The sequence below is a fragment of the Actinoplanes sp. NPDC048791 genome, assembly GCF_040650095.1.
In the GTDB taxonomy this organism is placed as follows: Bacteria; Actinomycetota; Actinomycetes; order Mycobacteriales; family Micromonosporaceae; genus Actinoplanes.
The window spans coordinates 1-8,200 of record NZ_JBEZGQ010000320.1; the positions used below are offsets into that span (position 1 = coordinate 1).

Sequence of the window (8,200 nt, forward strand, 5' to 3'; positions counted from 1 at the left end):
GCCCGCCGCGGCGAACGCGGCACCCGGTCCGAGAGCCCCGCTCGGCCCGGTGACCACGGCATCCACCAGCATCACCCTGATCACCGGGGACCGGGTGATCGTCGCACCGGACGGCCGGACCAGCGTCGAACGGGCGCCGGGCCGGAGCGGTATGCGGTTCGTCAGCCACAAAGTCGCCGGGCACCACTACGTGCTCCCGGTGGACGCGCTGCCCCTGGTCAAGGGCGGCCGGCTCGATCAGCGACTGTTCGACCTGACCGCGTTGCGCGACTTCGGCTACACCGGCGAGGCCGAGCTGCCGTTGCTCCTCGCGTACCCCCGCTCCGGAAACCGCAAGGGACCCGCCGCCGCCCGCGCGGCGACCAGCGGAACGGCCCGCGTCGCCCGCGATCTGGGTGGGGTGAGCGCGCTCGCGGTGCGCGCGCAGCGCACCGCACGGGCCGAGCTCTGGACCTCTCTGACCACGGGTACGGCGGCAGCCCGCACCCTGAGCCCGGGCGTCGAACGGGTCTATCTGGACGGCAAGCGCAAGCTCGACCTGGACGTGAGCGTGCCGCAGATCGGTGCCCCGGCGGCCTGGCAGGCGGGCCTGGACGGCACCGGCGTCACGGTGGCGATCCTCGACTCCGGCATCGACGCGACCCATCCGGACTTCGCCGGGAAGATCGTGGCGGCCGAGAACTTCACCCCCGACCCGGACGCCGACGATCTCGTCGGCCACGGTACGCACGTCGCCTCGATCATCGCCGGCAGCGGCGCGAAGTCCGGTGGCAAGTACAAGGGCGTGGCGCCCGGCGCGAAGCTGGCGATCGGCAAGGTGTGCTCGACCGAGTTCTGCGAGGAATCGTCGATCCTGGCCGGCATGCAGTGGGCCGCCAAGACCGCCCCGGTGATCAACATCAGCCTGGGCGGTGGTGACGCGCCGAGCATCGATCCGCTGGAGCAGGCCGTCAACGACCTCACCGCGGCCCACGGTGCCCTCTTCGTGATCTCGGCCGGCAACTCCGGAGCCACCGCGACGGTCGGCTCGCCGGGCAGCGCCGACTCGGCGCTCACCGTCGGTGCGGTCGACGACCAGGACCAGCTGGCCGACTTCTCCAGTCGCGGCCCCCGGGTCGGCGACGACGCGATCAAGCCGGACATCACCGGGCCGGGCGTGGACATCGTCGCGGCCCGCGCCGCACACGGTCAGATCGGCACCCCGGCCGGCGAGGGCTACGTGAGCCTCTCCGGCACCTCGATGTCCTCCCCGCACGTCGCCGGCGCGGCGGCGATCGTCACCCAGCAGCACCCCGGCTGGTCCCCGAAGCAGCGCAAGACCCTGCTGATGGGCGCCGCGAAGCCGGCCGCGGACGTGGACGTCTTCGGTCAGGGCGCGGGCCGCGTCGACGTGGCGCGCGTGGTGCGCCAGGCGGTTTCCGTGGACGAGGGCAGCATCAGCTTCGGCCGGCAGGAGTGGCCGCACAGCGACGACGTCCCGGTCACCAAGACCGTCACCTACCGCAACGGTGGCACCGCGCCGATCACCCTGGCGCTGTCCCTGATCGACAAGTCCGGCACGTTCTCGCTCGCGGCGACCAGCCTCACCGTGCCGGCCGGGGGCACCGCCACGACCACGGTCACGGCGGACACCCGTGGCGAGGGCACCGACGGCTTCAAGACCGCCCGGCTGGTCGCGACCGGCCCCGGTGACGTCCGGGTGGAGACCCCGGTCGCGGTGAACCGCGAGGTGGAGAGCTACGACATCACGCTGGAGCACCTGGGCCGCGACGGGCAGCCCGCCGAGCACGTCACGTCGCTCAACCGGCTGGACGAGCTGGCCTTCTACGACGTCTTCAGCGCCGAGCCGGCCGACAAGGTGCGCCTGCCCAAGGGCGAGTACGGCCTCTTCACCTGGATCTACGGTGCGGACGACACCACCACCATGCTGGTCCAGCCGAAGCTCGTGGTGGACGGGCCGGCGACCGTACGGCTCGACGCCCGCCGCGGGCAGCCGGTGCGGATCACCGTGCCCCGCAAGGACGCCACCGCGGCCCTGGTCGCGGTCAACGCCGACTGGACCAGCGACGAGTACGGGGTCGGCGCGTCCGCGCTGTCCGACACCGGCGACGACCTCTTCGTGGGGCAGGTCGGCCCGCGCCGCAAGCAGAAGGGCTTCTACGGGTCGGTCAACGCGGCCTTCGCGAAGTTCGACGAGGCGAGCGAGTCGTTCCAGGACACCCCGTTCACCTACAACCTCGCGTACCTGAAGGAGGGTGCGTTCTACACCGGCTTCACCAAGCGGGTCCGGAACGGCGAGCTGGCCACGGTGCGGTCCCGCTTCGCCCAGGAGGCCAAGGGCGTCACCGCCGTCAAGCTGAACTGGCCCAACCTCGGGCCGAACATCGGCGGATGGGCCGCGGGCCTGCCGTTCCAGCTGCCGTTCCGGCGCACCGAATGGCTGAGCACCGAGGGCCGGACCACCTGGGCGGGCGAGTTCGACCAGGAACGGCAGACGGATCCGGACAGCTTCCCCGAGCTGCTGAGCATCGCGTTCGCGCCCGAGAAGCGGTACCACGCGGGACGCACCTACGCCGAGGACTGGAACCGTGCGGTCTTCGCCCCCTCGGTCGCCGGGGACATCAACGCGGCGCTGCGGATCGAGAATGTGATCGTGGCCGGCGTCCCGCTGTTCGGTGACGGTGCGGGCCACTGGGGCGATGCACTCACGGAGACGGCACGGACCGCGCTGTACTCCGGCGGCAAGCTGATCGGCGAGGAGCCGTCCGGCTATGCCGAGTTCGAGGTGCCGCCGGGCAATGCGCAGTACCGGCTGGAGCAGTCGGCCACTCGCGGTGCACCGTTCCGGCTGTCCACCTCGGTCAGCGCGGCCTGGACGTTCCGTTCGGCGACGTCGGCCGGGGAGACCCCGACGCGGCTGCCGCTGTCGAGCGTGCGGTTCAGCCCGCAGGTGAACGAGCTGAACGTGGCGCCGGCGGGTAAGGCGTTCCTCATCCCGGTCACCGTAGGACGGACGTCCGGGTCGGCGGCCAAGCCCAACCGCACGTTGACCGCCGAGTTCTCGACGGACGACGGGCGCACGTGGCAGCCGGCCACGGTGCGCGGGACGGGTGACCGGCGGACGGTGCGGGTCACCAACCCGGCTGCGGGTGGGTTCGTGTCGTTGCGGGCCAACGCTACTGACGCTGCGGGCAATACGGCTGCGGTGACGGTGCTGCGGGCGTACGAGGTCGGCTGAGGTTGACGTGAGGAGGAGGTGGGTCAGGTGACCCACCTCCTCGTCAGCTGTCCAGGATCACGGAGACCGTTACCCGGCCTTTGTCGTCGCGGTGGGAGGTCGCGTGGCCGGTCCGGTCCGTACCGTCCAGGTGCAGAGACAGTGGTGCGCCCTCGCCGAGGAAGTTGCGCCACCAGGTCTTGGCGTCGGGCATGCGGACGCCGATGGTGATCTGGTCACCGTCGCGGCGGTAGCCGACCGGGATGGTGAACGTGCGGCCGGAACGGCGTCCCGTGTAGGTCAGCAGGACGATCTTGCGGCCGACGAGGCGGCCCCAGCGTGGGGATGCGGTCAGGGCGGCCATCCGCTTGTTGACCGGGGCGGCGAAACGCACCAGCGAGGCCCGTGAGAGTGACGGCATGCGGCGGACGCTAGTGGAACACCTCGTCCGTTTCGCCGAAGTGAGACAGGTGGCGGTGGGTTCGCCTCAGTAACCCGCGCTCACCCCGGTCCCCGCGCTCACCCGGGTGCCCGCGCTCATCCCCGGTCCCCGCGCTCACCCGGGTGCCCGCGCTCACCCCGATGCCCGCGCTCACCCCGATGCCCGCGCTCACCCCGATGCCCGCGCTCATCCCCGGTCCCCGCGCTCACCCCGATGCCCGCTCTCACCCCGGTCCCCGCGCTCATCCCCGGTCCCCGCCCTCACCCGGGTGCCCGCGCTCACCCCGGTGCCCGCGCTCATCCCCGGTCCCCGCACTCACCCCAACGCCCGCGCGCCTCGGTAACCCGTGCTCACCTCGGCAATCCGCGGGTGGTGGGCCACGCTGGCGAGGTAGTTGTCGGGGCGGACCAGGAAAGTGGCCGGGGCACTCACGTCGTATGCCTCGTGGGCGTGACCGTCGCGGTCGACGACTGCCCCTTCGGCTGCCGGGGCGCCCGGCCGGACGATGTGGTGGATGTGCAGGTCCGGCGATTCCGGCGGGAGCTCGGCGTCGGGCGCGTCGAAGACCAGCAGTGTCCAATGCGGACCTCGGAGCAGGTCGAAGACGCGGGTCGACCCGCAGGGCGCGTCCGGCGCCCGGTCACCCGCGTGCAGCAGGCCTGACGCGCTCTGCGTCCCGTCGGCCAGCGGCCCGTCCCGGTAGGTCAGGGACAGCTGGCGCAGCACCGGATCGTCGCGGCGCATCGCGTCCTCGGCGTTCTCGACGTGCCGGCGGTGCAGCCGCGTGCTGATGCTGAGCACCTCGGCCGCCACCGGCAGTCGCTCGGCCTCGTAGGTGTCAAGCAGCGCATCGTCGCCCGTGGCCAGCTTCCAGCCCAGGTTGAAGGCGTCCTGGACGCCGGTGTTGAGGCCCTGCCCGCCGGCCGGTGAGTGCACGTGGGCGGCGTCGCCAGCCAGGAAGACGTTGCCGACCCGGTAGCGGTCCACCATCCGGATGTTGGCCCGGTAGAGCGAGGTCCACCCGACGTGCGTCAGGCTGACCTGAGCCTGAACTTCGTCAACGAGCCGTTGCAGGGCCGCCGGCTCGAGGTCCTCCGGATCGGGCTTCTCGGCCAGGGGCGCGGTGAGCTGGAAGTCCTCGGTGCCCGGCAGCGGGCACAGCCCCAGGCGGAGGGAATTCGGCTGGGCGCCGGGCCACACGTGCCAGTGGTCGCGGTCCAGGCCGGTCAGCCGGACGTCCGCGATCAGCATCCGCTCGGTGTCGTGGGTCTCGCCGGCGAAGCCCACCCCGAGCGCGCGCCGGATGGTGCTGCGGCCGCCGTCCGCGGCGACAAGGTACGTCGTGGTCACGCGCTCGCCGGTGCTGAGGGTGACGTCAACTCCACCCTCGTGCTGGGTGAAGCCGGTGACCTCGACGCCGAGCTCGACCCGCCCGCCGAGCTCGGCCAGCCGCCCGGTCAGCAGTTCCGCGGTGCGCCACTGCGGCACCATCAGGCTGTTGGGGTACGGCACCGCGGGGGTCGGGGCGTGCTGCTCGGCCATCCGCCGCGTCATTGTCGTGCCGTCGGGCCGGTGGATCAGCAGCTCGGGATAGTCCCCGCCGAACTTGCGGAACGAGTCGAGCACGCCGAGGTCCTCGAGGATCTCCTGGGTCCGTGGCTGCACCCCCTTGCCGCGCGAACCGTCGTACGGCGTCGGCGACTTCTCCACGATGCGGAACGGCACACCGCGCCGCGCCAGGTCGATCGCCAGCGTGAGCCCGGTCGGGCCGGCACCCGCGATCATTACGGTGAATTTGGATTCAGTGAACATGGATTCACCATAGGCGGACTGGTAGCGTGCGGTCAAGGCACGGATCTCGGAGGTAGGCATGGCGGTGGGGGTACGCAAGCGGCAGGCCGCGGAGACCGAAGCCGAACTGAAGGCGGCGGCGGTCCGGGCGTTCGCACGTCTCGGCTACCTGAACACCAAGATCACGGACATCACCGCCGAAGCGGGTCGCGCGGCCGGGTCCTTCTACACCCACTTCACCAACAAGGAAGCGCTGCTCGAGGCGCTACTGACCGACCTGCTGGCCGAGGGCGACGCGTCCGCCGCGACACCCGGGCACAGCGACGACTTCCGCGACCGGGACGCGTTGCGCTGGCACGTGGCCGCCTACTGGGGCTTCTACCGGCGGCACCGCACGATCGTGGTGGCGCTGCAACAGGCGGCCACGGTGGATGAGTCGTTCGCGCGGCGCAGCCAGGAGCTGATGGAGCCGGACCTGCGGCACATCGCGGATCACCTGGCGAAGCTGGACCTGCCGGGCGAGCCGCTCGTGGTCGCGTCGATGTTCACCAGCCTGCTGTCGACCTTCGCCGACCTCTGGCTGTCCGGGCGCGGACCGGACCTCGGCCGGGAACTGTCCGACGAGGAGGCGATCGAGACGCTGACGTCGTTTCTGTACGCCGGCATCGGCGGCCGTCAACCCTGACCCACCACGCCGCACCGGGCTACGGCACCAGGTGCATCGAAACGGGGCGCGGGCACGACCAAGAGCGGCGAAGCGAACGCGGCGGAGCCCGGCGCAGTACGCGGCACGGCGCTGCGCAGGGCACGGACGCGGCGCGGCACGCGGCACGGCACGGCACGCGGCACGGCACGAGCCTGACGAACCTGGTACAAGCGCGGCGAAGCGCGGCGAAGCAGCGCGGGGGCGGGCGCGGGTCCCGCAAAATTGGCGCAGGCACGACCAAGCGCGACCACGCGCAGACCTCAGCGCGGCGAAGCAACCCGCGATGAACCAGCGCGCGCCGAGCCGACGCAGGGCGGGCCGGACACGGGCGTGAGGACAGCGATGAGACGCCAAGCGCAAGCACACCCGAGCCCACTCCGGCTCCGCTCCCGCCCCGATGATTGAAGACCCCACCCCCGGGCACTGCTCCGACTGCCACCCACCCCGAAGGAGCCACCATGCGGGCCCTGATCTACACCGTCGCTGCCGTAGCCGTCGTGCTCATCCTGCTCGGCCTGATCCTCAAGGCCGTCAAATGGCTCATCATCATCGGCCTCATCGCCCTGGCCGCCTCCATCGTCATGGGCGTCGTGAAGGGCCGCCGAGCCCTACGCTGAGCGGCCCGCCCGGCACACCGAAGGCCATGTCTGCCCCGCGGAGATCAGCTTCGGTCGAGCAGCTGCGCCAGGTGCACGGCCGGGCGGTCCCGGAGGTCGGCGACCTGGGTACGGCACGAGAAACCGTCAGCCAGCACCACGGCGTCCGGGGCCGCGTCGAGGGCCGGCAGCAGGTTCTGCTCCGCCACCGCCACGGACACCTCGTAGTGGCCGAGTTCGACGCCGAAGTTGCCGGCCAGTCCACAGCACCCGGCGAGCCGTCGCACCTGGGCGCCCGTCGTGGCCAGCAGATCCGCGTCCGCCTTCCAGCCCAGGACGGCGTGGTGGTGGCAGTGTGGCTGGGCGATGACGTCCACGCCGGACAGGTCGGGCGGGGTCCAGCCCGGCGTCTGGGCGAGCAGCTCGGCAAGCGTGCGCACCGCGCCGGCCACCGCCTCGGCGTCCGCGTCCCCGGGGAGCAGTTCGTGGACGTCGGAACGCAGCACGGCCGTGCAGGAGGGCTCGATGCCGACGATCGGGATGCCGGCGCGGGCGTCGGCCGCGAGCGCTGCCACCGTACGGCTGAGGATCTTCTTGGCCGCGTCCAGTTGACCGGTCGTGATCCAGGTCAGACCACAGCAGATCGACCCGGACGGCAGCCGCGGTTCGTAGCCGGCCGCGCGCAGCACCCGTACCGTGGCCTCGGCGACCTCGGGCGAGAACGCGTCGGAGAAGGAATCGGCGAAGAGCACCACGGGTTTGCGGCCCTCGGCCGCCGTTTGGACGAACGTGCGCCGGAACGGGCGCCGGGCGAAGGCCGGTACGGACCGCCGCTTGTCCACCCCGGCCAGCCACAGGGCGAACGGGCCGAGCACCGGCAGCCGCACGGCCAGGTTGGCCAGCCGCGGCGTCCAGCCGGCCAGCCGGGACCAGAACGGCAGCTTGCCCAGCGTGTAGTGCGAGCGCGGGCGCAGCTTGCCCCGGTAGGTCTGGTGCAGCACCTCGGACTTGTACGTGGCCATGTCGATGCCGGTCGGGCAGTCGGAGGCGCAGCCCTTGCAGGACAGGCAGAGGTCCATCGCGTCGTGCACCGACGGGTGTGACCACGGGAGCTCGCCGCGGACGACCTCCTGCAGCACCCGGGCGCGCCCTCGGGTGGAGTCCTTCTCCTCGCGGGTGGCCAGGTACGACGGGCACATGACGCCGCCGGCCGCGGAGTTGTCCGCGCGGCACTTGCCGACGCCGGTGCAGCGGTGCACGGCCTGACCGAGCTCGCCGTCGTCGTGCGGGTAGGCCATCGCGAGCTGCTTGAGCGGGAAGCGGCCCGCCGGGCGGACGTCGGCGTCGATCGGGTCCGGGTCGACCAGCACGCCGGGGTTGAGCAGGTTGCCCGTGGCGTCCCCGAAGAACTTGAGCTGTGGCCCCAGGGACAGCAGCAGGAAGACGGC

At 71.9% G+C, this 8,200-nt stretch carries 6 protein-coding genes; 3 read left to right on the top strand and 3 right to left on the bottom strand.

What is annotated here, in order from left to right; genetic code table 11:
- The first annotated feature begins 49 nt into the window (after nucleotides 1-49).
- Nucleotides 50-3,238, top strand: coding sequence for a S8 family serine peptidase (locus AB0C29_RS22675; RefSeq protein WP_360823280.1), 3,189 nt, complete (start codon nucleotides 50-52; stop codon nucleotides 3,236-3,238).
- Between the two features lie 43 nt (nucleotides 3,239-3,281).
- On the opposite strand, the gene AB0C29_RS22680 is transcribed toward AB0C29_RS22675, so the two are convergent.
- Together AB0C29_RS22680 and AB0C29_RS22685 are read right to left on the bottom strand one after the other, a co-directional pair.
- Nucleotides 3,282-3,638, bottom strand: a complete 357-nt coding sequence (locus AB0C29_RS22680) for a nitroreductase/quinone reductase family protein (RefSeq protein ID WP_360823283.1) — start codon at nucleotides 3,636-3,638, stop codon at nucleotides 3,282-3,284.
- 336 nt (nucleotides 3,639-3,974) lie between these two features.
- A complete protein-coding gene (locus AB0C29_RS22685) occupies nucleotides 3,975-5,471 on the bottom strand; it encodes an FAD-dependent monooxygenase (RefSeq protein ID WP_360823286.1) in 1,497 nt (498 codons plus the stop codon).
- A gap of 58 nt (nucleotides 5,472-5,529) precedes the next feature.
- On the opposite strand from AB0C29_RS22685, the gene AB0C29_RS22690 reads away from it, so the two are divergent.
- Both AB0C29_RS22690 and AB0C29_RS22695 read left to right on the top strand, forming a co-directional pair.
- Complete coding sequence (locus AB0C29_RS22690) at nucleotides 5,530-6,135, top strand: TetR/AcrR family transcriptional regulator (protein ID WP_360823289.1); 606 nt, start codon at nucleotides 5,530-5,532, stop codon at nucleotides 6,133-6,135.
- Nucleotides 6,136-6,614: 479 nt separating this feature from the next.
- Nucleotides 6,615-6,773, top strand: a complete 159-nt coding sequence (locus AB0C29_RS22695; RefSeq protein ID WP_360823292.1) for a hypothetical protein — start codon at nucleotides 6,615-6,617, stop codon at nucleotides 6,771-6,773.
- A gap of 44 nt (nucleotides 6,774-6,817) precedes the next feature.
- Here AB0C29_RS22695 and AB0C29_RS22700 read toward each other — a convergent pair.
- Nucleotides 6,818-8,200: (Fe-S)-binding protein (locus AB0C29_RS22700; RefSeq protein ID WP_360823294.1), on the bottom strand; the 1,383-nt coding region annotated here is incomplete at its 5' end.